We start from the raw sequence: 20,859 nt of genomic DNA on the forward strand, positions 1-20,859 counted from the left end.
AACCGAGCGACGGAGGCCGATAACAAGAACCCCCCCCCCCCCCCCCCTCGCTCCCCCCCCCCCCCCCCCCCCCCCCCCCCCCCCCCCCCCGGTACTGTGCTGAAGGCGTCAGCGCACCTGGTTGCGGCTGTGGCGGGCCAGGGCGAAGACGCCCCCCGCGGTGGCGAGCATGGCCAGGGCAGAGACGGCGAACACGACGATGTCGGTGGTCATGCGATTTTTCCCCTTGCGTTGATCTCCCACTCGTCTTGACGTCCGGGTACCCGGTTTCGTGGCCCGACAGTCGTGTAATTCACACGATCGTGGAGGTAGAGGCAGTGGGACTGCGCGCACTTGAGGGGCGGGTGCTCGCCGTCGCGCCGTGGATCCTGGGCGCGTCCCTGCTCGGGCACCTGGCGATGGTGGCGTTCCAGACCAAGATGACCATGGTGGACCTGATGGTCTACCGGAACGCCTCACCCGAGCTGTTCACCGGTTTCCTCTACGACTGGCGGCTCAAGGAGTTCTCCGACCAGTTCGCCCTGCCGTTCACCTACCCGCCGTTCTCCGCGCTGGTCTTCGTGCCGCTGTCGTGGGTGCCGTGGGGCGTGGCCCGCTGGTTCTGGCAGCTCGCCTGCCTCGCCTGCCTGTGGTTCGTCACCCGCAAGTCCCTCCAGCTCGTCGGCAGCAACGACCCGCGCCGCGCGATGCTGTGGACCGGCCTGTTCGTGTGGGTCGAGCCGGTCCGCACGACCCTGAACTACGGGCAGATCAACCTGGTCCTGGCCGCCCTCCTGCTCGCCGCCATGGTCGACGCCCGCAACTGGCGGCAGGGCGCGGGCGTCGGCATCGCGGCCGGGTTGAAGCTCACGCCCGCCATCTCCGGCCTCTACTTCCTGGTCAACCGCCGCTACCAGGCCGCCGTGTGGTCGGTCGTGGCGTTCTTCGGCACGGTCGGGCTCGGCTACCTGATCTCGCCGCGCCTGTCGACCGAGTACTGGTTCCACCTGCTCGGCGACGCCTCCCGCGTCGGCCCGGTCGGTTCGGCGATCAACCAGTCGCTGCGCGGCGCGCTGTCCCGCACGGTCGGGTACGACATCGGGACCGGGCCGATCTTCCTGGGCGCCGTCGTGGTCGCCGCCGTGCTCACGGGGTTCGCGCTGCACGCGTCGGTGAAGGCCAAGGACGTGGTGGCGATGATCGTGTCCGTCCAGTTCCTCGGCCTGCTCGTGTCGCCGATCTCGTGGAGCCACCACTGGGTGTGGGCGGTGCCCGCGCTGATGTGGCTCGTCTACGCGGCCAAGCACCGGCTCGCCACGATCACGGCCGTCGCGTGGATCCTGGCGATCGGCAGCTACCTGATCTCGTTCCTGCTCAAGACGCAGCCGTCGATCTGGATCGTCTCGCGCCCCTGGTACTACTCGGCGCTGGGCTGGGTGTACCCGGCCGTGGGCGTGCTCACGCTCGTCACGGTCGCCGTGGTGCTCCGGCAGCGGACGTCGTCGACGTCACAGGAAGACGTCGAGCACCCCGTCGATCTCCTCCGCGAGTGACACGTCCAGCGCGGTGATCCCGCCGCTGGAGTGCGTGCCGCAGCGGAACGTGAGCGTGCGCCAGCGGATGTCGATGTCGGGGTGGTGGTTGTCGTTCTCCGCGATCTCCGCCACCCGGTTCACCACCTGCAGCGCCTGGGCGAAGCTCTCCAGCTCCACCGTGCGCACCAGCGCGGCGTCCTTCGCCTGCCACGAGGGCAACGAGGTCAGCGCGGCGGTCACCTGGTCGTCGGTCAGCAGCTCGGCCATGGCCCCGATCGTCCCACCGAGCGGGGTAAGCTGCGCGTTCGCCACGGGAGTCCGGTGCTGCGCCGGGCTGAGAGGAAGGCGCGCGAGCCTTCGACCGTCCACACCTGATCCGGGTCATGCCGGTGTAGGGAGAGATGATGTTCCGACGAGTGCTGCCCGCCGTGACCGCGTTCGCGCTGCTCACGGCCTGCTCGGTGACCACGTCCAGCACGCCTCCGCCGGGGGAGCGGGTCGTCACGCTGGTGACGCACGACTCGTTCGCCCTCAGCCCCGGGCTGCTGGAGCAGTTCAAGGCCGACACCGGCATCACGATCAAGCCCCTGGCCAGTGGTGACGCCGGCGAGGTGACGAACAAGCTGGTCCTGACCAAGGACGCCCCGATCGGCGACGTCGCCTTCGGCGTGGACTCCACGTTCGCGTCCCGCGCCCTGAAGGAGGGGGTGTTCGCCGAGTACGCGAGCCCCGAGGCGCAGCAGGGCGCGCAGCGCTACCAGCTCGACCCGCCGAACCGGCTGCACGCCGTCGACGTCGGCGACGTGTGCCTGAACATCGACGTCGCGGCGTTCAAGGACGTCGGCGAGCCCAAGCAGTACGCCGACCTGGCCGACCCGAAGTACAAGGACATGCTGGTGGTCGAGGACCCGGCGACGTCCTCCCCGGGCCTGGCGTTCCTGCTCGGCACGATCGCCACGTTCGGCGAGCAGAACTGGCAGAACTACTGGGGCCAGCTCAAGGCCAACGGCGTGAAGGTCGTCAGCGGCTGGGAGGAGGCCTACACGCAGGACTTCTCCGGCTCCAGCGGCAAGGGGCCGCGGCCGATCGTGGTGTCCTACGCGTCGTCGCCGTCCGCGGAGATCGGTGACGACGGCGCGCCGCGCACCAAGGCGCTGCTGGACACGTGCTACCGCCAGGTCGAGTACGCGGGCGTGCTGAACGGCGCGAAGAACGCCGAGGACGCGAAGAAGGTCCTGGACTTCCTGCTCGGCGAGCAGGTGCAGGCCGACGTGCCGGGCCAGATGTACGTCTACCCGTCGCGGGAGGGCGTCGCGCTGCCGGAGGCGTGGACGAAGGCCGCGCCGCTGCCCGCCTCCGCGCGGTCGCTGCCGGCCGCCGAGGTCGACGCGAACCGCGAGCGGTGGGTCCAGCAGTGGCGCGCGTTGGTCCAGGGCTGAGCACACGGCCGGGTCCACCCCAGCGACGACGTCCGAGCCCTCGCCTGGCCTGGTCGCTCGCCGCGCTGCTGCCGCTGGCGTTCCTGGGCGTGTTCTTCGCGTGGCCGGTGCTGGCGATCGTCGCGCTCGGCCTGGACGAGGGCGGCGTGCTGCCGGTCCTCGCCCGGGCCGACACGTGGGACCTGGTCGGGTTCACCCTCGGCCAGGCCGCCGCGGCGACGACGTTGGCGCTGGTCACGGGCCTGCCGGTGGCGTTCCTGCTGGCCCGGTGCCGGGTCCGGGGCACGGGGCTGGTGCGCGCGGCGGTGATGGTGCCGTTCGTGCTGCCGACCGTGGTGGTGGGGCTGGCGTTCCGGGCGTTGTGGCCCGACGGCGGCGTGCTGCCGATCGTGCTGGCCAACGCGTTCTTCAACGTCGCCGTGGTCGCCCGCACGGTCGGCGGCCTGTGGGCTCGGGTCGACCGGCGGGCGGAGGACGCGGCACGGGCCCTGGGCGCGTCCCGCGCCCGCGCGTTCACCTCCGTCGTGCTGCCGTCGTTGGCGCCGGCGATCGGGTCGGCGGCGTCGGTGGTGTTCCTGTTCTGCGCCACCAGCTTCGGCGTGGTGCTGGTGCTCGGCGGCGCGCGGCACCGCACCGTGGAGACCGAGATCTACCTGCGCACGGTGGAGCTGTTCGACCTGTCGGGCGCCGCCGCGCTGTCGCTGGTCCAGTTCGTCGCCGTGATCGCGGTGCTCGTGATCGGCGGCCTGGCCCGCCGCAAGCGCGAGAAGTCTCTGTCGCTGCGGATCGAGCCACCCCGCCGGCCCACCGGCGGCGAGTGGGGCGTGGTCGTCGCGGCGTGGCTGGTCGTGGCGGCGCTGCTGGCCCCGGTCGTGGGGCTGATCGCCCGATCCCTGGCCACCGACGACGGCTGGAGCTTCGCCGGGTACGCGGCGCTGGCGGGCACGGGGGAGCGCGGCACGCTGGCGGTGTCCGGCCTGGACGCGGCGCTGAACTCGGTGCGCACGGCCACCGACGCCACGCTGGTGGCGCTGCTGGTCGGCGTGACGTCCTCGATCGTCCTGGTGGGGCTGCGGCGGCACCGGTCCTGGTTCGCGGAGACCCTGGACACCGCGCTGATGCTGCCGCTGGGCGTGTCCGCCGTGACGCTCGGCTTCGGCTACCTGATCACGATGGACGCGCTGCCCGGCGACTTCCGCACCTCACCGCTGCTGGTGCCGTTGGCGCAGGCGCTGGTGGTGACCCCGTTGATCGTGCGGATCGTGCTGCCGGTGCTGCGCGCGGTGGACGAGCGGCTGCGGCAGGCGGCGGCGACGTTGGGCGCGAGCCCGTGGCGGGTGTGGCGCGAGGTGGACCTCCCGCTGGCGTCGCGGTCGCTGCTGGCGGCGGCCGGGTTCGGGTTCGTGGTGGCGCTGGGCGAGTTCGGCGCGACGAGCTTCCTGGCCCGGCCGGACGCGCCGACGCTGCCGGTGGTGATCGCGCGGCTGATGTCCCGGCCGGGTGAGCTGAACAGCCAGATGGCCTACGCGGCGTGCGCGTTGCTGATGGTGGTGACCACGGTGGCCGTGCTCGTGATCGAGCGGTTGCGCGTGCCGAGCGGCGGGGAGTTCTGATGTCGTTGCGGGTCGGCGGGTTGAGCGTGGCCTACGGGCCGGTGACCGCGGTGTCCGAGGTGGACCTGTCCATCGGGGACGGCGAGGTGGTGGCGCTGCTCGGGCCGTCCGGGTGCGGCAAGTCGACGTTGCTGCGCGCCGTGGCCGGGCTGGAACCGCCTACCGCGGGCACCGTGTCGTGGGACGGCGTCGACCTGGCCGGCACCCCCGTGCACCGGCGGGGTTTCGGGTTGGTGTTCCAGGACGGCCAGCTGTTCCCGCACCGCGACGTGGCGGGCAACGTGGCGTTCGGGCTGCGGATGCGCCGGGTGGAGCGGGAGGCGCGCGAGAAGCGGGTGGCCTCGCTGCTGGACCTGGTCGGCCTGGCGGGCTACGCCGAGCGCCGCGTGACCGAGCTGTCCGGTGGCGAGCAGCAACGGGTGGCCCTGGCCCGCGCCCTCGCGCCACGCCCCAGGCTGCTCCTGCTGGACGAACCGCTGTCCGCCCTCGACCGGGCGTTGCGGGAGCAGCTGGCGGTCGACCTGGCGCGGCTGCTGCGCGACACGGGCGCGACCGCGCTGGTGGTGACCCACGACCACGACGAGGCGTTCACCCTGGCCGACCGGGTGGCGGTGATGCGGGCGGGTCGCATCGTGCAGGTCGGCGAGCCGGCCGCGGTGTGGAAGAACCCGTCCGACGTCGAGACCGCCCGGTTCCTCGGGTGCGGCAAGGTCCTGTCGCCTGAGGACGCCGAGCGCTTCGTGGGCGTGCGGGCGCGGGTCGGCCTGCGTGCGACGGCACTGCGCGCCGACCCGGCCGGCGCCGTCGAGGCGGAGGTCCTGGAACGCGTCCACCGCCGCGACCACGTGCGGCTGCTCGTGCGGCTGGCGGGCGAGGACTTCGAGGCGGTCGCCCCGGTCGCCACCCCACCGTCACCCGGCGACCGGGTCACCCTGTCCGTGGACCACGACGGCGTCGCGGTCATCGGGTGAGCCGACCGCCCGGCGACGCCCTTCGCCCGGCCGCCTCGCCGCCGCACGTAGGCTCCCGGCCGTGACCTCCAAGCCGGTGACCGACCTGCGCGGCCTCGCGGGCTTCGTGCTGATCTCCCGCTTCCTCACCGAGCTGGCCCTGCTGGGTGGACTGGCCGCGGCCGGCGCTCGCCTCGGCGGCGGAGCGGTGCTCGGCGTGGCCCTCGCCGTCCTGCTGCCGGTGACGGCGGCGGTCGTCTGGGGCGCGGCCATCGCGCCCCGCGCGCGGCGGCGGCTGCCCGAGCCCGGCCGGTTCCTGGTGGAGCTCGTCCTGTTCGGGGCCGCCGGCCTGGCGGTGGCGCGGTCGGGGTGGCCGGTGGCCGGCATCCTGCTCGCGGTCACCGGGATCGGGTTCGCCGCCCTCACCAGGGTCTTCGCCAAGGACGGCTGAACCACGCCGTCATCGGGCGAGGTCGAGCGCGTACTCCACGTCCCCGTGCTCGGCGCCCTCGATGTAGTCGGGCCACTCCTCGTGGAACGTCCGCACGTGCGCCAACCCGACCTTCTCCAACACCCGCCGCGACCCGGTGTTCACCGCCATCGCGTACGCCACGACCCGCGTCAACCCCGTCGCGCGCCCGTGCTCCACCAACGCCGCCGCGCCCTCCGCGGCGTACCCGCGCCCCCAGTGGTCGGGGTGCAGCCGGTACCCCAGCTCGGCCACACCCCCGCCCGCCGCGCTCAGCTCGAACCACCCGATGAAGTCCCCCGACCCCTTCAGGTGCGCGGCCCACCACCCGCCGCCGAGCAGCTTCGGCAGCACGACCCGCTCCACGTCCGCCCGCGACACCGGCTTGCCGTCCTCGATGTACCGCATCACCCGCGGCTCGGCCAGCAGCCACGCCACCGCGTCCACATCGGACTCGACGAACCCGCGCAGCACCAACCGCCCGGTCTCCAACGACACCACGTCCACGTCGCCGATTGTCGGCTAGTTGTCCTTGGTGGCCAACCGCATTGCCGCCAATGACAGCCCGATCAGCACGTAGCACCCCGCCAACGCCGTGCTGCGCCACAACCCCTCGGTCGGCAACGGGTCGCGCATCACGTCGACCAGGCCCTCCCACGCGGACGTGATGAGGTACGGGTGCAGCCAGTCCAACGCGCTGAAGACGCCCAGCACCGCGAACACGATCACACCGGCCATCGTCGCCGCCATCACCACCAACGGGTGCTCGGTGCACGCCGAGATCGCCATCGCGATCGCCGCCACACCCCACACCTGCACGGTGACCAGCAGGATCGTCAGCACGATCCGCCCGAGCGCCGCGCCGAACGACAGCGTGGACCCCGACAGCGTGAGCATCCCCTCGCCGCCGAACAGCACCACACCGGTGATCGCGCCGACGAACGCGATCAACGTCACCGCGAACAACGTCATCGTGGCCACGCCGAACGCCTTGATCCCCAGCAGCCGCAGCCGACCCACCGGCGAGATCATCAACCCGCGCAACGTGCCGTGCTGCGCCTCGCCGGCCAACCCGTCCGCCGCCCAGATCGCGCCGACCAGCGGCAGCAGCAGCGGCAGCGCCAGGAACAGCGTGAACACCGGCAGCACGAGCCCGTTGCCCGCGATGATGGCGGCCAGGCCCGGCCCCGCCGGACCGTCGCCGTCGGTGGCGAACCACAGGCCGATCCCGGCCAGGATCGGCACCAGGCACAGCGACGCCAGCCCGATCACCGTCCGCGGCCGGCGCACGATCCAGCGCAGCTCCGAGCGCAGTTGCCTGCCCAGCGGAGCGCGCGCGGCGACCAGCGCGCTCATCGGGACCCCTCCTCGATCGTGTCCACGGCGGACAGGTTGTGCTCGGACTCCTCGGCCTCGGTGAGCCGGGCGAACAGGTCCTCCAGACCGGTGCGGTGACGACGCGCCTCGTGCACCTCGACCCCCGCGTCCACCAGCGTCCGCACCACCACGGGCGCGGTCGTGCCGATCAGCTCGACCCGCACGCCCTCCTCGATCGGGCGCGCCGAGATCCGACCGGCGCGCAACGCGTTCAGCGCGTCGTCCACGTCCGGCGTGACGATCAGCAGCGCGCTGCTGTCCGCGTGCAGCAGCTCGGCCAGTTCCCCTTGCGCCACCACGGTTCCCCGGTGCAGCACGGCCACGTGCGTGCACGTCGCCTCGATCTCGCTGAGCAGGTGCGACGACACGACGACCGTGCTGCCCGCCTCGTGCAGGTCCGCGATCACCTTGCGCACCTCGCGCGTGCCCGCCGGGTCCAGCCCGTTGGTCGGCTCGTCCAGCACGATCAGCTTCCGCTTCACCAGCAGCGCCGAGGCCAGCCCCAGCCGCTGCTTCATGCCCAGCGAGTACCCCCGGTAGCGCCGGTGCGCGGCGGCGGCGAGGCCGACCCGCTCCAACGCGTCCTCGACGGCCTGCTTGATGTCGCCCGAGGCGAGCAGCGGCTCGAAGGCCGCCGCCCGCCGCAGGTTCTCCCGCCCCGACAGGAACGGGTGGAAACCCGGACCCTCGACCAGCGCGCCCACGTGCGGCAACGCCTCCGCGACGCCGTCGGGCAACGCCTTGCCGAGCAGCTCGACCTCGCCCTCGGTCGGCCGCACGAGCCCGAGCAGCATGCGGATCGTGGTGGTCTTGCCCGACCCGTTGGGGCCGAGCATCCCGAGCACCGCCCCCCGCGGCACGTCGAGGTCCACCCGGTCCACCGCGACCGTGCGCCCGTACACCTTGCGCAGTCCCCGCGTCCGGGCCGCGTGGACCGGGGTGGAGCCGGTGCTCACCGGCTCCACCCGCGCGCTGGTCGAGGTACTCACTTGACCTGGCCGATCGCGTCCACGAGCACCTGCTCCGGCACCGCGCCCGCGGCCACCCGGCCGTCGTCGGCGATCAGCAGGCCGCCGACCCGGGTGGTGATGAGCGTGCCCGATCCCCACTCGCCGCTGACCGGCTTGCCCAGCTGCTTGATCAGGCCCTGCACGTCGACGTCCCCGCCTTCGCCGCGCTCCTGCCAACGGCCCTCGCGCTCGCCCTGCCGACCCTGCTCGCCCTGCACGTCGGCGAGACCGCTCAGGGCCTCGTCCGTCACGCGGGCGGCCAGCACGACGTCCCAGCCCTCGCCGATGACCTGCGGGTTCGCCTCGGTGAACGCCCGCTCGGCGGCGGCCTTGTCCTCGGCCGACGGCTCGTCGACCTCGGGCTCGGTCACCTTAGCGCCGGCCGGCGGCGTGAACGCGAACAGCGACGCGTCCTGCGGGCCGACGTTCAGCTCGGAGAACCCGACCTGCATGGCAGGCGCGTCCGTGCCGTTGGTCAGCACGGCCACCCGCAGCGGCACCCGCAGCTCCGAGTCGACCGCGACGCGCACCTCGCGCAGCACCGTCTTCTCGGTCGGCTTCGGCGTCAGCACCAGCTCGTACACCGGCCGGTTCGCCACCCGGGCGGTGCCGTCGACGGTGACGTCGCTGTACTCCTGGATCGCCGCCACCACCTGCCGCGACAGCGTCACCGGGTCCGTCGGCACGGCCTGCTGCTCGCCGCCGAGCTCCGGCTTGCCGTGCTCGAACGCGCCGTGCGGCATCTTCGTCACGGTCTGCTCGGCCGAGTCCCACAGCCACGCCGTCTGGCCGTCGTCGACGAACGTGCGCTCGGAGTCGCCGCTGGGCAGCTGCACCCGGAGCTTGCCCTGGCCGTCGGTCCAGACGCGCAGGTTGCTGGCGCCGTCCGAGGCCTGCGGCACGCCGGCGATCGCCGGGATGCCCAGGTCGTTGTCCACGTCCACCGTGCCGCCGAACGCGGCCGGCTGGGCGTTCAGCACGGACTCGACCAGCGCCTCGGCGCTCACGTCCGGCAGCACCGGTGCGGGACCGGCGCCGGCGGGCATCGCGAGGAGCCCGAGCCCGGTCGCACCGGCGACCACGCCTACCGCCGCCGCCACGACGGTCACCCTTCTCCGGTTCATGTGTCCCCTCCTCCTACCGGGCAGCCCCTTGCGACCCGACAACCCAGACACTCCTCCGCGAGCCCTGAGATCGAGCTGAGAGCGGCCCGGACGCTGAGAGCGGACTGAGACTCCCGCGCCGATTGTCCTCCTCACGGGGCATGCTGTGGGACGTGAGACCACGGGTGCTGGTTGTGGACGACGAGATCGGCGTGCGGCGTGCGTTGGAACGCGGCCTGTCCGCGGAGGGCATGGAGGTGGTGACCGCCGCCGACGGCCCCAACGCCCTGCGCGTGGCGTTGACCGGCGCGTTCGACGTGGTGCTGCTGGACATCATGCTGCCCGGCCTGTCCGGCTACCGGGTGTTGCAGCGGATGCGCGCCGAGGGGGTGCGCACGCCCGTGCTGATGGTGTCGGCCAAGGACGGCGAGGTCGACCAGGCCGACGGCCTCGACCTCGGCGCCGACGGCTACCTGGTGAAACCGTTCTCGTTCGTGGTGCTCGTGGCGCAGGTCCGGGCGTTGCTGCGGCGCAACTCCGCCGACCTGGCGCGGCGCAGGCTCAAGCTGGGCGAGCTGGTGGTGGACCGCGCCATGCGCGAGGTGAGCTGGGCCGGCGAGCCGGTGTCGCTGTCGCCGCGCGAGTACGCCGTGCTCGACGTGCTGGCCAGCCGGGCCGGATCCGTCGTGACCAAGGACGAGCTGCTGCGCACGGTGTGGGGCGACGAGCAGGCCGCCACCCGCAACGCGGTCGAGGTCTACGTCGGCTACCTGCGGCGCAAGCTCGACGCGATGGGCGCGGGCGAGGTCGTGCGCACCGTGCGCGGCCACGGCTACCTGGCGTCCACGCCCGACCTCGACGCGGCGCTGGGTTCGGCGGGGACCAGGCGCAGGTGAACCCGCGCCGGTGGTGGCCACCGCGCCGGTGGTGGCTGCGGCGGACGCTGCGGTTCCGGATCACCGTCGTGGCGACCGGCGTGGCCCTGCTGTGCCTGCTCGCGTTCACCCTCCTCGCACCCCAGCTGATCGGGTACGTGCAGGTCAACGCGGTGGACCGGGAGCTGGCCAAGGCGGAGAACACGCGGGTGCTCGACACCGCGGGCAACCCGCTGGACGGCGGGCCGAAACCCGACCTGACCGCGGCGGAGATCCGCGCGCTCAAGTCCGGCGAACCCGTGCTGCGGATCGACGGCCCCAGCGCGCACCGGTGGGTCGGCCGGGTGGAGTTCGCCGCCGACGGCACGCCCCGGCTGCACGTCGCCGGCGACACGCTGGTCGGCTACCGCGAGGCGAACCAGCTGGGCACGCGGTGGCTCGCGGTGGCCGCGGTGCTGGTCGCGGGCCTGGTCGGGATCGCGACGTGGCTGGCCGTGCGGTCGTCGTTGAGGCCAGTGGAGCGGATGCGGGTGGCCGCGGCGGAGCTGCCGCGCGGCCGGCGGCTGCCCGTGCCGGCCGCGCGGGACGAGCTGCAAGCGCTCGCCGAGGCGTTGAACGCCCTGCTGGCCCGCCGCGACGAGGCCACCGAACGGCTGCGCCGGTTCACCGGCGACGCCGCGCACGAGCTGCGGTCGCCCGTGACGTCCGTGCGGGCGCAGGCCGAGGTGGCGGTGGCGCACCCCGACCCGGACTTCTCCATCGAGGTGCTCGAATCGGTGGTGGAGGAGTCCGAACGGCTGTCCGCGCTGGTGGACGCGTTGCTGATCCTGGCGCGCGCGGACACCGGCGAGCTGCCGCGCGCCGAGCCCGTCGATCTGGTGCTGCAGGCGCAGGCCGCCGTCGACCGGCTGGGGGAGACGGAGCTGCTCGTGCAGCTGGCCGCGCCGATGAGCGCGTGCCTGGTCTCCGCCGCGGGCGCGGAGGTCGAGCTGGTGCTGGACAACCTGCTGCGCAACGCCGCCCGGTACGCCCGGACGTTCATCCGGATCTCCGTGCTGCCGGCCGTGCGCGAGGTGCGGTTGCTGGTCGACGACGACGGGCACGGCATCCCCGAAGAGCACCGGGAGAAGGTGTTCGACCGCTTCTACCGGGTCGAATCGGACCGGGGACGGGCCACCGGCGGGTTCGGGCTGGGGCTCGCGCTGGTGGCGCACCTGGTGCGGCGGCGGCGCGGGACGATCCGGGCGGGCGAGTCGCCGGAGGGCGGCGCCCGGCTGGAGGTGCGCTGGCCGCTCTACCGGTGACGGGCGCGGCCGGCAGGATCGGCGACCGTGCCCGAGCTGAGAACCACCACCCTGGTCGACGCGCCGCTGCGGACCGTCGCCGCCGCGCTGCTGGACGCGCGACTGCTGGCCCGAGCCGTGCGAGGGCTGGGCGTGCGGATCACGGGTGGCGCGCCGGTGCTGTTCGCGGGCGCGTCGCTGGCCGGGTCCGTGGGGCCGGTGACCGGGACGCTGGTCGTGACGCGGGCCGACACCACGGGGGTGTCGGCGGAGCTGGTCGGTGGGCCGTTGCCGAGGTTCACGCTGGTCACGGACCTGCTGCACACCGGCGGCGGCACGATGGTGGTCGATTCCGTCGAGTGGTCCAGCCCCGGCGGCCCGTTCGGGCGGCTGGCGGACGTCCTGGTGGGGCGCGGCCTGGCCCTGAAAGTCCTGGAAGCCCGTGCCGCCGCCGTGTCCGCGCGCAGCATCGACCTGCTGAGCGCGCGCGTAGTAGTAGGTGCGGCGATCATTCGTGACGGCCTGCTCCTGGCCCAGCAACGCAGTTACCCGCCCGAGGCCGCCGGCAAGTGGGAACTGCCGGGCGGACGCGTCGAGCCGGGCGAAACCGACCACGCCGCCGTGATCCGCGAGTGCTCGGAGGAACTGGGCGTGACCGTCGCCCCGGGCGACCAGATCGGCCCGGACATCCCCCTCCGCTCCGACCTGATCCTCCGCGCCTACACGGCCACCCTGACCTCCGGCACCCCGACCCCGACCGACCACCAGGCCGTCCGCTGGCTGACCTCCGCCGGCCTGGACACCGTCGACTGGCTCCCCGCCGACCGCGTCCTCCTCCCCGCCCTCCACCCCCTCCTCTCCTGACCCCCGCGCGTCGAACGCCCGGGTCCCGCGTGTCCTGCGTTCGCGGGACCTGAGCGTTCGACTTGCGCAGTCAGCCCAGGCCGGACATGCGCAGGGCGGCGTCGAGGCGGTGACCGCAGCGCTCACGGGAGCGCTCCGCGCCGTGCGCCCGCGCCCGCTCCAGCTCGGCCGGGTCGTCGAGCAGCCCCTGCGTCACCTCGCGCACGGGCCGCAGCTCCTCGACCACCGCGTCCGCCGTCGCCTCCTTCAGCTCCGAGTAGTCCTTCAGCGAACCCGCCAGCTCCTCCGGGTCCTTCCGCGTGCACGCCGCCAGGATCTCCAGCAGGTTCGCCACGCCCGGCTGCTCCTCCGGCGCGTAGCGCACCTCGCCCCGGTCGTCGGTCACCGCCCGCCGGATCTTGCGCCGCACCAGGTCAGGCGGGTCGAGCACGAAGACCGTGCCCGCCGCGTCCTTCGCCGTCTTGGCCATCTTCCGCGACGGATCGGCCAGGTCGCGGACCCGTGACGCGGTCGGCGGCACGACCGAGCGCGGCATCACGAACACCTCGCCGTACGTGCCGTTGAACCGGCGCGCCAGCACCCGCGCCAGCTCCACGTGCTGCCGCTGGTCGTCACCGACCGGCACCTCGTGCGCGCCCTGCAGCAGGATGTCGGCCGCCATCAGCACCGGGTACGTGAGCAGGCTCAACCGGACCGACGACCGGCCCGCCGACTTCTCCTTGAACTGGATCATCCGGGCCGCCTCGCCGTACGTGCAGGTGCACTCCAGCACCCACGTCAACGCGCCCAGCTCGCGGACCAGGTCGGACTGCACGGCCACCGACCGCGGATCGACGCCGGCGGCGATGAGCACCGCCAACTGCTCCCGGGTCAGCGATCGCAGTCGTGACGGGTTGTGCGACGTCGTCATCGCGTGCAGGTCGCTGATGAAGTAGACGTCCTCTTCGGTGCCCTCGGCGGCCCACCGCCTGATCGCGCCGAGGTAGTTGCCCAGCTGGACGGGACCGGACGGGGTGATCGCGGACAGCCTGATCATGGTGATCCCTTCGGGGTGTGCCCGCTCGACGTGACCCCCGAAAGCACGAAGGCCGCCCCGGCGGGCGGCCTGCGTTCGTCTGACGCGCAGTTCTCAGGGCCGCCGGAAGGCGGACCACCAGAACGGGTAAAGAGTGCGCATAGCCGCGATCCTAGCGTGTTACCCGGGTGTGTCACGGGTCTACATTTCTTCTATGTACGTCGTGCTGCTGGAGTACACCGCACCGCTGGACGAGGTCGACTACGCGCTCCCGGACCACGTGGAGTGGCTGAAGAAGCAGTACGAGGCCGGGCACTTCCTGGCCTCGGGCCGTCAGGTGCCCCGCGTGGGCGGCGTGATCATCGCGCGGCCGATGTCGCGCGGGAAGCTGGACGCGCTGCTGGCGACCGACCCGTTCGCGACCGCCAAGCTGGCGAAGTACCAGGTGGTGGAGTTCCAGGCCACCCGGACCGCGCCGGAGCTGGCCAGGATCAACGAAGCGGTGATGGGCTAGCCCGCGGGCGGCCCCGTCCCACCCGGCGTCGGCCGGGCGGTGGCCCTCACGCGGCCACCTTCTTCTTGCCGGCCTTCTTCCCCGCCTTCGCCCCATCCGCCTTGCCGGCCTTCTTGCGCTCCTTGCGCTCCTGCTTGGCGGCCTTCTTCGCGGCCTTCTCCCGCGCCTTGAGCAGCACCACGACCGGACAGCTCTTGCACCTCGGCGTCGAACGGCAGCACTTCTTCTTCACCTTGACCTTGCCCACGCGGCGTGCTCCACTCATCCGGGTGTCCTCAGAGTAGGTGAGGCTGACCTCACCTGCCGTCCGTGTGTGGTAAGGGCACTGCGCCCGGTAAGCTGTACTCAGGCTGCGCGCGATCCAACGTCCGGCGCCTGGCTTCCCTCGCACAGACAGCTCTAGGAGTTCCGCGTGCCCACGGCCACCGCGTCGATCAAGGAAACGCTGGTCCGCAACGACCTGCGCAACGTCGCGATCGTCGCGCACGTTGACCACGGCAAGACGACCCTCGTCGACGCCATGCTCCGCCAGTCCGGGGCCTTCTCCGAACGTGCCGAGCTCGTCGACCGGGTCATGGACTCCGGCGAGCTGGAGCGTGAGAAGGGCATCACGATCCTGGCCAAGAACACCGCCGTGCGCCGCCACACGCCCGACGGTCCCGTCACCATCAACGTGGTCGACACCCCGGGGCACGCCGACTTCGGCGGCGAGGTCGAACGCGGCCTCTCCATGGTCGACGGCGTCGTGCTGCTCGTCGACGCCTCCGAAGGCCCGCTGCCGCAGACCCGGTTCGTGCTGCGCAAGACGCTGGCCGCCGGTCTTCCGGTGATCCTGGTGGTCAACAAGGTCGACCGCCCCGACGCCCGGATCTCCGAGGTCGTCGAGGAAGCCCACGACCTGCTGCTCGACCTGGCCAGCGAGGTCGGCGCCGACGACTCGGTGCTCGACCTGCCGGTCGTCTACGCCTCGGCGCGCGCCGGCCGGGCCTCGCTCAACCAGCCCGAGGACGGCGGCCTGCCCGACGAGGAGAACCTCGACGTGCTGTTCGAGGTCCTGTTCAAGCACATCCCGGCCCCGCTGGGCGACTCCGACGCGCCGCTGCGCGCGCTGGTGACGAACCTCGACGCGTCGTCGTTCCTCGGCCGCATCGCGCTGTGCCGGATCGAGGCGGGCACCATCCGCAAGGGCGAGACGGTGGCCTGGTGCCGCGAGGACGGCACGATCCAGAAGGTCCGCATCACCGAGCTGCTGATCACCGAGGCGCTGGACCGCGTGCCCGCCGAGCAGGCGCGGGCCGGTGACCTGGTCGCCATCGCCGGCATCCCGGACATCACCATCGGCGACACGCTCGCCGACGTGGACAACCCCGAGCCGCTGCCGCGCATCACGGTGGACGAGCCCGCGATCTCGATGACCATCGGCGTCAACACCTCGCCGCTGGCCGGCCGCGGGGGCGGCACCAAGCTGACCGCGCGGGTGCTCAAGGCCCGGTTGGACTCGGAGCTGGTCGGCAACGTGTCGGTGCGCGTGCTGCCCACCGAGCGCCCGGACACGTGGGAGGTGCAGGGCCGCGGTGAGCTGGCGCTGGCCATCCTCGTCGAGCAGATGAAGCGGGAAGGCTTCGAGCTGACCGTCGGCAAGCCGCAGGTGGTCACCAAGACCGTCGACGGCAAGCTGCACGAGCCGTTCGAGCGGTTGACGATCGACGCGCCGGAGGAGCACCTGGGCGCCATCACCCAGCTGCTGGCCAACCGCAAGGGCCGGATGGAGAACATGTCCGGCCACGGTTCCGGGCGGATCAAGCTGGAGTACGTCGTGCCGTCGCGCGGCTTGATCGGCTTCCGCACCGAGTTCCTCACCGAGACGCGCGGCACCGGCATCGCGAACGCGGTGTCCGAGGGCTACGCGCCGTGGGCCGGCGAGATCCGGACCAGGCACAACGGCTCGCTCGTCGCCGACCGGTCGGGCCAGATCACCGCGTACGCGATGATCCAGCTGGCGGACCGGGGCACGTTCTTCGTCGAGCCCGGCGCCGAGGCGTACGAGGGCATGGTCGTCGGCGAGAACCCGCGCGCGGAGGACTTGGACGTCAACGTCTGCCGTGAGAAGAAGCTGACGAACATGCGCACGTCGACCGCCGACGTGATGGAGACCCTGGCCCGGCCGCGGAAGCTGTCGTTGGAGGAGGCGCTCGAGTTCTGCGCCCCCGACGAGTGCGTCGAGGTCGCGCCGGAGGTCGTGCGGGTGCGCAAGGTGATCCTGGACGCGAACCAGCGGGGCCGCGAGCGCAGCCGCAACAAGTTGCGGGGCTGACCGCTACACCTTATATATAGGGTCTGCTCGACGGGCACCTCCGGCTTCGGCCAGGGGTGCCCGTCTGCATTCCCCAACGTCCACCCGTGGCCACCAAACACGATCGGGTGAACATAGGCCAAAAATGTACGGTAACACCGTTACCGCCCCTCGGTTGGAACATGAGGAAACCGACCGACCGCCCCGACCCCGACCACCCCACCCACCCCGCCTCCCAAACCCACCGGCTTCCCCCACCCCCACCTGCCACCCCCACAGCCCGCCCGCCGCCGGGCCCCACCGGCCCACCGGGCCCCGGACTTGCCGGACCTTGGACCTGCCGGGCCCCGGGCTTGCCGGACCCCGGGCTTGCCGGCCCCGGGCTTGCCGGACCTCGGACCTGCCGGACCTCGGACCTGCCGGACCTCGGACCCGCCGGACCGCGAGCCCTCTGGACCGCGAGCCCGTCGAACTGCCGGACCGCCCGACCTGCGGACCCGCCGACCGCCGACCCGACAGGCCGTCGGACCGCGAGCCCGCCGGGCCCCCGACCTGCGGACCCCGACCTGCGGCCCCGGATGTGGGACCCCGCGCGGTGAGGGGTGGGGAGTGGCGGGGGTTTGGCGGGTGGGAGTGGGGGAGATCGCGGTCGGGGAGTGGTGGGGTTGGGCGTCAACTGTCAGCGTCGTCTGGCACGCTCGTACCCATGGGGACGCGGAGGGTTCTTGCGGTTCTGGCTGCGCTCGCGCTGGTCGCGACGGGTTGCACGGCTACACCGCCGCCGCCCCTGGTGCCGTCGACGCCCGGCATGACGGTGGTCCCGAAGGAGAAGCAGAACGAGGTCGTCGTCGGCATGGACGACGTCAAGGGCGGCTACAACCCGCACACGCTGGCGGGCCAGAGCACGGTCACGACGGCGCTGGCCGCGTTGCTGCTGCCCTCGACCTTCCGAACCGACGCGGACGGCAGCCCGCGGCTCGACCTGGACCTCGTGGTGAGCGCCGAGGTGACCAGCGCGGAGCCGTACACGGTCACGTACGCGTTGCGCCGTGATGCCAGCTGGTCGGACTCGGCGCCCATCGCGGCCGAGGACTTCGTGTACCTCTGGCAGCGCATGCGGGAGGAGCCCGGGGTGATCGACCCCGCCGGGTACCGGCTCATCGACGACATCGCCAGCCGTGAGGGCGGCAAGGTAGTCGAGGTCGTGTTCACCAAGCCCTACCCCGGTTGGCGCAGCCTGTTCCGCAACCTGCTGCCCGCCCACCTGCTGAAAGACGCGCCCGGCGGGTGGAGCGCGGCGCTCGCGGACAGCTTCCCGGCCACGGCGGGGCCGTTCGCGGTCCGCACGCTGGACCAGCCGCGCGGCGAGATCATCCTCGAGCGCAGCGACCGCTTCTGGGAGGCGCCGCCCGCCCTCGACCGGGTGATCCTGCGCCGCGCCACCCAGCACGACACGGTCGAGGCGTTGAACACCGGCGACGACCAGGTCGCCCTCATCCGCGCGGACGCCATCGCGGTCAAGGACATCGACGAACTGGCCAAGACCACGTCACTCGCGAGCGTCGTCGTCCCGCGCCCGGAAGTCGTCCAACTCCTCTTCCGACCCGCCTCGCCACGAATGCAGGACCTCCGCGTCCGCACCGCGGTGATGAACCTGCTCGACCGCGACGACCTGATCGCCGCCGGCACCCGCAGCGGGCCCAGCGCGAACCTCCGCGCGGACGCCCAGGTGATCCCGCCGAGCAAGCCCGGCTACACCCCGACCATGCCCGCCAAGGCCGGTGACCCGGCGCTACTGCTCACCGAAGCGGGTTACACCCGACCGGAGGGTGGGCAGTGGGGGCGTGACGGCAAGCCCTTCGAGTTGACCATCGCCGCACCGGCCGGGATCGAGCCGTACGTGACCGTCGCCAACCGGGTTCAACGTCAACTGTCATTGTCCGGAATCGCCGCACGCGTCCTGACAACGCCGCCCAATCAGTTGTTCGGCCAAGATCTGTCGGATACCGCCGCTTCCAATGAGCCCGTCGACATTGCCGTCGTGCCCCAGGTCGACGCCGGCGATTCCGCGGCCGTTCTGGCATCCACATTCGGGTGCCGTCCGTCACCCGAGGACGGCGGTACACCCATTCCGGCGAATCTGTCCGGTTTCTGCGACCAGGCGGTCCAGCCGGTGATCGAACAGGCCCTCAGCGGGCAGGTGCTGCTCGCCGACGCCCTCAAGACCATCGAGCCGGTGCTCTGGCAGCAGGCGGTCTCGCTGCCGTTGTTCCAGGTAGCAGACCTGCTGGTGGTCCTGCCGGAGGCCGAAGGCGTCACCGCCGGTGCTCCGTTCGCCGGTCCGCTGAGCACCGCGCGGACCTGGCGACGGCAAGGCCGTTGACCGTTGACCCGGACGAAACACTGGCTTCAAGATGCGTTCGCGGTGCAGTATTGACAGTATTCCCGTCGTCCGGTTAACGAACGCTCCCGCCCGGTAACGACGGAGTCGCGTGCTGCGACCAACGTGTCACCCTTTGGTCACGATCGGCCGATGGGCAGTGACCGTGCCGCGCACTGGTTCTTATCGTGCTGCAACGGTGTGTCGGTTCGGGGCGCGTTTGGCACATCACGGTTATGGGTGGAAGTCGGCCCAAACGGTCGCTCCAACCCAGTGCTAGGAGGGCACGTGTCGATGAGGAGATCAAAGGCTGTCTCGGCGCTCGCGCTGCTGACCTCGGCCACGCTCGCGCTGAGCGCGTGCGGTGGCGGCGGGACGAGCGGCGATCAGGGCGGCCAGCAGAACGCCGACCCAGGCAAGATCGGCGCGCAGGACGAGGTGTTCCAGCGCCCGAAGGTTGACGACATCGGCGAGATCGCCATCGCCGTCGAAGAGGGCTTCGACGACTACCAGAACTACATCGGTGCGTCGAACAGCTTCGCCAACACGATCGCGTTGTCGAATGTGATCCCCTCGCCCTACTTCACCGACTTCGTCGACGGCAAGCTGGTCATCAAGGTCGACGGCGACCTGATGGAGTCGATCAAGGTCGTCTCGAGCGACCCGCAGGTCATCGAGTGGAAGGTGCGGAAGGAGGCGGTCTGGTCCGACGGCGAGCAGATCGACTGCGACGACTTCTACCTGAAGTGGCTGGCCGCGACGAGCAAGGCCACCATCAAGGGCGACGACGGCACCGAGGTCTCGATCTGGGACGCCACGCCGACCGGGTACGAGAACATCGAGAAGATCGAGTGCTCGGACAACGACAAGACCGTCAAGACCTCCTTCTTCAAGGACAAGCCGTACGCCGACTACCGCGGCATCTTCTCCACCCCCGGTAGCGACGGGCTCCTCCCGGCGCACGTCCTGGAGAAGCAGACCGGCATCGCCGACATCATGAAGGTCACGCCGGAGCAGAACGACGAGCAGGTCAAGAAGGCGGCCGAGTTCTTCACCAAGGGCTGGCGCGGCTTCAACAAGGACTTCTCGCTGTCCGGCAGCGCCTACATGATCGAGTCGACGGACCTGAAGGACCAGACGGTCCTGGTCCGTAACCCGAAGTGGTGGGGCAACCCCGGTGGCCCGGCGCGGGTCATCCTGAAGACCAACACCGACTCGCAGTCGGCGACCCAGCAGCTGCAGAACAAGGAAGTCGCCGTGATCGCGCCGCAGGCCGACCCGGCGGTCGCCCAGCAGCTGCGCGGCGACAGCGCGTTCACCGTCTTCGCGGCCGGTGGCCAGACCTTCGAGCACGTCGACTTCAACATGTCGCTGCCCCTGTTCAAGAACAACAAGGAACTGCGGCTGGCGATCGGGCAGTGCTTCGACAACCAGGGCCTGGTCGACAAGCTGATCAAGGACGTCGACCCGAACGCCACCCCGCTGGGCAGCCTCGTGATGATGCCCAACGAGGTCGGCTACGAGGACCACTACAGCGACCTCGGCAAGGGTGACGTGGCCGCGGCCAAGAAGACCCTCGAGGACGCCGGCTGGAAGCAGGGCGCCGACGGCATCTACGCCAAGGGCGAGTTCCGCGCGTCGTTCAAGCTGGGCCACAAGATCGTCCAGCGTCGTGCCGACACGGTCCGCATCCTGCAGGACAAGTGCAAGCAGGCCGGTATCGAGATCATCCAGGACCAGGCTGACGACTTCAACTCCAAGCGGCTCACCGCGAGCGAGTTCGACGCGGCGCTGTTCGCGTGGGTCGGCCAGCCCCTGAAGGCCGGCGCCTACGGCAACTACGCGTCGAAGGACGCGGGCGGCTCGGGCAACTACAACCTCTACTCGAACAAGCAGGTCGACGAGAAGTGGAAGGCCGCCAACGGCGAGCTCGACTACGCCAAGCGCCTCACCATGATGAACGAGGTCGACAAGCTGATGCGGGACGACCTGCACAGCATCCCGCTGTTCCAGCTGCCGGACTTCGCGGCGAGTGACGCGAACATCGGCCCGATCGCCTACGTCGGCGTCGGCGGCGGTGTCACGTGGAACCTGTTCGCGTGGCAGAAGAAGTAGGTTCGGCGCGGTTCGCTTGAGTTGTAGAAGATGAGTCCGGCCCGG

General features: G+C 71.6%; 19 protein-coding genes. 12 read left to right on the forward strand and 7 right to left on the reverse strand.

Going from position 1 to position 20,859, the window contains the following annotated elements:
• Positions 1-317 precede the first annotated feature (317 nt).
• Entirely contained in the window at positions 318-1,532 is a 1,215-nt protein-coding gene (locus tag ACZ7GX_RS08390; RefSeq protein ID WP_498774266.1) for a mannosyltransferase, read from the forward strand.
• Here ACZ7GX_RS08390 and ACZ7GX_RS08395 read toward each other — a convergent pair.
• Positions 1,488-1,781 (reverse strand): 4a-hydroxytetrahydrobiopterin dehydratase, encoded by a 294-nt coding sequence (locus ACZ7GX_RS08395; RefSeq protein ID WP_498774268.1) that lies wholly within the window; start codon positions 1,779-1,781, stop codon positions 1,488-1,490. The genes ACZ7GX_RS08390 and ACZ7GX_RS08395 overlap by 45 nt on opposite strands.
• A 137-nt stretch (positions 1,782-1,918) precedes the next feature.
• Here ACZ7GX_RS08395 and ACZ7GX_RS08400 point away from each other — a divergent pair, with 137 nt between their 5' ends.
• From ACZ7GX_RS08400 to ACZ7GX_RS08415, 4 genes are all read left to right on the forward strand, one after another.
• Complete coding sequence (locus tag ACZ7GX_RS08400; protein WP_498774270.1) at positions 1,919-2,953, forward strand: thiamine ABC transporter substrate-binding protein; 1,035 nt, start codon at positions 1,919-1,921, stop codon at positions 2,951-2,953.
• Positions 2,929-4,566, forward strand: a complete 1,638-nt coding sequence (locus ACZ7GX_RS08405; protein ID WP_498774272.1) for an ABC transporter permease — start codon at positions 2,929-2,931, stop codon at positions 4,564-4,566. Before ACZ7GX_RS08400 ends, ACZ7GX_RS08405 begins: the two co-directional genes overlap by 25 nt.
• Positions 4,566-5,537 carry an ABC transporter ATP-binding protein gene (locus ACZ7GX_RS08410; RefSeq protein WP_498774274.1) on the forward strand — a complete coding sequence of 324 codons (972 nt, stop codon included), beginning with the start codon at positions 4,566-4,568 and terminating at the stop codon, positions 5,535-5,537. The genes ACZ7GX_RS08405 and ACZ7GX_RS08410 overlap by 1 nt, the downstream gene beginning before the upstream one ends.
• A gap of 61 nt (positions 5,538-5,598) precedes the next feature.
• A complete protein-coding gene (locus ACZ7GX_RS08415) occupies positions 5,599-5,967 on the forward strand; it encodes a YrdB family protein (RefSeq protein WP_498774276.1) in 369 nt (122 codons plus the stop codon).
• Positions 5,968-5,976: 9 nt separating this feature from the next.
• Here ACZ7GX_RS08415 and ACZ7GX_RS08420 read toward each other — a convergent pair whose 3' ends face one another.
• The 4 genes from ACZ7GX_RS08420 to ACZ7GX_RS08435 are packed head-to-tail and all read right to left on the reverse strand — an operon-like array spanning position 5,977 to position 9,496.
• A complete protein-coding gene (locus ACZ7GX_RS08420; RefSeq protein WP_498774278.1) occupies positions 5,977-6,492 on the reverse strand; it encodes a GNAT family N-acetyltransferase in 516 nt (171 codons plus the stop codon).
• Between the two features lie 15 nt (positions 6,493-6,507).
• Positions 6,508-7,341, reverse strand: a complete 834-nt coding sequence (locus ACZ7GX_RS08425; RefSeq protein WP_498774280.1) for an ABC transporter permease — start codon at positions 7,339-7,341, stop codon at positions 6,508-6,510.
• A complete protein-coding gene (locus ACZ7GX_RS08430; RefSeq protein WP_498774282.1) occupies positions 7,338-8,351 on the reverse strand; it encodes an ABC transporter ATP-binding protein in 1,014 nt (337 codons plus the stop codon). The genes ACZ7GX_RS08425 and ACZ7GX_RS08430 overlap by 4 nt, the downstream gene beginning before the upstream one ends.
• Positions 8,348-9,496 (reverse strand): LolA family protein, encoded by a 1,149-nt coding sequence (locus ACZ7GX_RS08435; protein WP_498774284.1) that lies wholly within the window; start codon positions 9,494-9,496, stop codon positions 8,348-8,350. The genes ACZ7GX_RS08430 and ACZ7GX_RS08435 overlap by 4 nt, the downstream gene beginning before the upstream one ends.
• 140 nt (positions 9,497-9,636) lie before the next feature.
• On the opposite strand from ACZ7GX_RS08435, the gene ACZ7GX_RS08440 reads away from it, so the two are divergent.
• From ACZ7GX_RS08440 to ACZ7GX_RS08450, 3 genes are read left to right on the forward strand one after another with little or no spacing between them, the layout of a single operon-like run.
• On the forward strand, positions 9,637-10,371 hold the full coding sequence (locus ACZ7GX_RS08440) for a response regulator transcription factor (RefSeq protein ID WP_053723208.1): 735 nt from the start codon (positions 9,637-9,639) through the stop codon (positions 10,369-10,371).
• Complete coding sequence (locus ACZ7GX_RS08445; RefSeq protein WP_498774286.1) at positions 10,368-11,654, forward strand: sensor histidine kinase; 1,287 nt, start codon at positions 10,368-10,370, stop codon at positions 11,652-11,654. Before ACZ7GX_RS08440 ends, ACZ7GX_RS08445 begins: the two co-directional genes overlap by 4 nt.
• Positions 11,655-11,681: 27 nt before the next feature.
• Positions 11,682-12,497 carry a (deoxy)nucleoside triphosphate pyrophosphohydrolase gene (locus tag ACZ7GX_RS08450; RefSeq protein ID WP_498774288.1) on the forward strand — a complete coding sequence of 272 codons (816 nt, stop codon included), beginning with the start codon at positions 11,682-11,684 and terminating at the stop codon, positions 12,495-12,497.
• A 70-nt stretch (positions 12,498-12,567) separates the two neighbouring features.
• Here ACZ7GX_RS08450 and trpS read toward each other — a convergent pair whose 3' ends face one another.
• Positions 12,568-13,533: a tryptophan--tRNA ligase gene (trpS, locus tag ACZ7GX_RS08455; protein ID WP_498774290.1), complete on the reverse strand. Its 966-nt coding sequence runs from the start codon at positions 13,531-13,533 to the stop codon at positions 12,568-12,570.
• A 193-nt stretch (positions 13,534-13,726) separates the two neighbouring features.
• Here trpS and ACZ7GX_RS08460 point away from each other — a divergent pair, with 193 nt between their 5' ends.
• Positions 13,727-14,026 (forward strand): YciI family protein, encoded by a 300-nt coding sequence (locus tag ACZ7GX_RS08460; RefSeq protein WP_498774292.1) that lies wholly within the window; start codon positions 13,727-13,729, stop codon positions 14,024-14,026.
• 46 nt (positions 14,027-14,072) lie between these two features.
• Here the strand turns inward: ACZ7GX_RS08460 and ACZ7GX_RS08465 are convergent, their stop codons facing one another.
• Positions 14,073-14,291: a hypothetical protein gene (locus ACZ7GX_RS08465; RefSeq protein ID WP_498774294.1), complete on the reverse strand. Its 219-nt coding sequence runs from the start codon at positions 14,289-14,291 to the stop codon at positions 14,073-14,075.
• A 147-nt stretch (positions 14,292-14,438) separates the two neighbouring features.
• Here ACZ7GX_RS08465 and typA point away from each other — a divergent pair, with 147 nt between their 5' ends.
• The 3 genes from typA (at position 14,439) to ACZ7GX_RS08480 (ending at position 20,814) form a co-directional block, all read left to right on the forward strand.
• Positions 14,439-16,340 carry a translational GTPase TypA gene (gene typA, locus ACZ7GX_RS08470; protein ID WP_498774296.1) on the forward strand — a complete coding sequence of 634 codons (1,902 nt, stop codon included), beginning with the start codon at positions 14,439-14,441 and terminating at the stop codon, positions 16,338-16,340.
• Between the two features lie 574 nt (positions 16,341-16,914).
• The gene (locus ACZ7GX_RS08475) at positions 16,915-18,702 is read left to right on the forward strand and encodes an ABC transporter family substrate-binding protein (RefSeq protein WP_498774298.1); all 1,788 of its coding nucleotides are present in this window, start codon (positions 16,915-16,917) and stop codon (positions 18,700-18,702) included.
• Between the two features lie 291 nt (positions 18,703-18,993).
• Complete coding sequence (locus ACZ7GX_RS08480) at positions 18,994-20,814, forward strand: ABC transporter family substrate-binding protein (RefSeq protein ID WP_498774300.1); 1,821 nt, start codon at positions 18,994-18,996, stop codon at positions 20,812-20,814.
• The last annotated feature ends 45 nt before the right edge of the window (positions 20,815-20,859 follow it).

Source organism: Actinosynnema sp. NPDC037264 (assembly GCF_055603705.1).

Bases quoted from the DNA above. Each gene is read 5' to 3' on its own strand.
- ACZ7GX_RS08400 (WP_498774270.1), top strand. From the start codon at position 1,919: ATGTTCCGACGAGTGCTGCCCGCCGTGACCGCGTTCGCGCTGCTCACG.
- ACZ7GX_RS08435 (WP_498774284.1), bottom strand. From the start codon at position 9,496: ATGAACCGGAGAAGGGTGACCGTCGTGGCGGCGGCGGTAGGCGTGGTC.
- ACZ7GX_RS08460 (WP_498774292.1), top strand. From the start codon at position 13,727: ATGTACGTCGTGCTGCTGGAGTACACCGCACCGCTGGACGAGGTCGAC.
- trpS (WP_498774290.1), bottom strand. From the start codon at position 13,533: ATGATCAGGCTGTCCGCGATCACCCCGTCCGGTCCCGTCCAGCTGGGC.
- ACZ7GX_RS08395 (WP_498774268.1), bottom strand. From the start codon at position 1,781: ATGGCCGAGCTGCTGACCGACGACCAGGTGACCGCCGCGCTGACCTCG.
- ACZ7GX_RS08425 (WP_498774280.1), bottom strand. From the start codon at position 7,341: ATGAGCGCGCTGGTCGCCGCGCGCGCTCCGCTGGGCAGGCAACTGCGC.
- ACZ7GX_RS08410 (WP_498774274.1), top strand. From the start codon at position 4,566: ATGTCGTTGCGGGTCGGCGGGTTGAGCGTGGCCTACGGGCCGGTGACC.
- ACZ7GX_RS08480 (WP_498774300.1), top strand. From the start codon at position 18,994: ATGAGGAGATCAAAGGCTGTCTCGGCGCTCGCGCTGCTGACCTCGGCC.
- ACZ7GX_RS08440 (WP_053723208.1), top strand. From the start codon at position 9,637: ATGCTGTGGGACGTGAGACCACGGGTGCTGGTTGTGGACGACGAGATC.
- ACZ7GX_RS08465 (WP_498774294.1), bottom strand. From the start codon at position 14,291: ATGAGTGGAGCACGCCGCGTGGGCAAGGTCAAGGTGAAGAAGAAGTGC.